The following is a 1545-nucleotide window of genomic DNA, read 5'->3' on the forward strand; positions in this document are numbered from 1 at the left end:
AGCGGAGTCAGGCGGACAACCCTGCGAACCTAACCGCGTCGCGGCCGCCCCGTTGGGGCTTAAGGTTCTCGGGTTCGTGAATACAAGGAACGTTAGGCGAAATTGCTGTAGAGCTTTAAAGAAATTGTTTTTGGAGAGTGGTTTCAAGGATGTTAGAAAGTGAGAAGCCCAAATTAGTTAGTTGGAGTTTTGACGATGAAGTTGGCGACGATTCTACGGAATGGAATTGGATTGAGATTACTTTGTTTTTTAGTGATGGATCTAAACGATGGAGTATTTTATATACACCTGAAAGATTGAAGAACAACTTATCCAGAGACAATATAGATCCTCCAGGTCTTTTCATTAAACACATGATAATTGTTAGAAGCTATTCAGAGCATGACATTCAAAGAGTATTGGAAGAACTTGAATTCAATAATGATCTATTAGAAGCATCAAGGGCATATGAGAGCTAATCAGGAAGTCAGCAACATCGCCTAACACAATATTCACGCATCGGGACATTTGTCCCTCGGTCCGGCCGGAGTTAGAAGTAGATTCGGGGATGAGCAATTCAGTAGCGAGGAAGCAGATTCAGCCGGACACACCCGCACCACCTAACCGCATCGCGGCCGGTCCTTCGGACCTTAAGGTGGTGGGGCGTCGTGAATACAACAACGTTATCGGAAATTAATGCAATGCGATGTAATAAATAAAAAATCAGAGGTGTTGAATGAAGAGGAAAAAAGCTGACAGACAAGATTGGCATCGAGTACAAAAGAGAGAGTTTATTTGTAGGTTTTTCGATGAAGTAGGGTTTAGGGGGCATGTAACCTTAATAAGTATTCATCAAGTAAAGGAACCACTAAAAAGAATATTAAATAATCAAGAATTTTGTTTAGTCGACGACGGATATTACTGGATGCAACACTTTCCATTGGAATCAAACTACTGTGTGACAACGATGATAAATAATAAAAAAGAAGTAATTCAATGGTATTTCGATATAGCAAAGAGTACTGGAATTAACGATGGAATTCCTTACTGGGATGATCTTTTTTTAGATGTAGTGGTTTTTCCTAACGGTGAATTTTATATTAAAGATGAAGATGAGCTAGAAGAAGCTTTAAAAGATAAATGCATTAATGAGAATGATTATAACCTTGCAAAGGATACCATGAATGAACTTATTAAAGAAATTGAAAACAAAGAAAACACTATAATTAAGAACGGTATGAACCATTTTAAACATATTTTGATAGACACTCATTGAAGGCATTAACTTCCGATAACACCATATTCACGCTTCGGGCCATGCGGCCCTCGGTCCGGCAGAAGTTAGAAGTGGATTCGGGGATGGATTTTCAGTAGCAGGGAAGCAGATTCAGCCGGACACATCCTACCACCTAACCGCGGTCGCGGCCAGTCGCTTCGCTCCTTTAAGGTGGTAGGACGTCGTGAATACACGAACGTTATATGAAAGCATGGCAAATCTTAATTTTGAGGGATGGGTTCAATGATGCGGAATTATATTACTCTTATAATATCTATATTTTTAATATT

The 1545-nt window shown here is 39.7% G+C and carries 2 protein-coding genes; both read left to right on the forward strand.

Features of this window, described 5'->3' with window-relative positions; translation table 11 throughout:
- The first annotated feature begins 149 nt into the window (after positions 1 to 149).
- On the forward strand, positions 150 to 458 hold the full coding sequence (locus J2Z20_RS17815; protein WP_209853431.1) for a hypothetical protein: 309 nt from the start codon (positions 150 to 152) through the stop codon (positions 456 to 458).
- Positions 459 to 715: 257 nt separating this feature from the next.
- Complete coding sequence (locus J2Z20_RS17820) at positions 716 to 1255, forward strand: ribonuclease FAU-1 family protein (protein WP_209853433.1); 540 nt, start codon at positions 716 to 718, stop codon at positions 1253 to 1255.
- Positions 1256 to 1545 lie beyond the last annotated feature (290 nt).

Source organism: Paenibacillus sediminis (assembly GCF_017873765.1).
Taxonomy (GTDB): Bacteria; Bacillota; Bacilli; order Paenibacillales; family Paenibacillaceae; genus Paenibacillus_AG; species Paenibacillus_AG sediminis.

What these genes read in the sequence shown, in the direction of transcription:
- J2Z20_RS17815 (WP_209853431.1), top strand. Translation starts at nt 150, where the DNA reads ATGTTAGAAAGTGAGAAGCCCAAATTAGTTAGTTGGAGTTTTGACGAT.
- J2Z20_RS17820 (WP_209853433.1), top strand. Translation starts at nt 716, where the DNA reads ATGAAGAGGAAAAAAGCTGACAGACAAGATTGGCATCGAGTACAAAAG.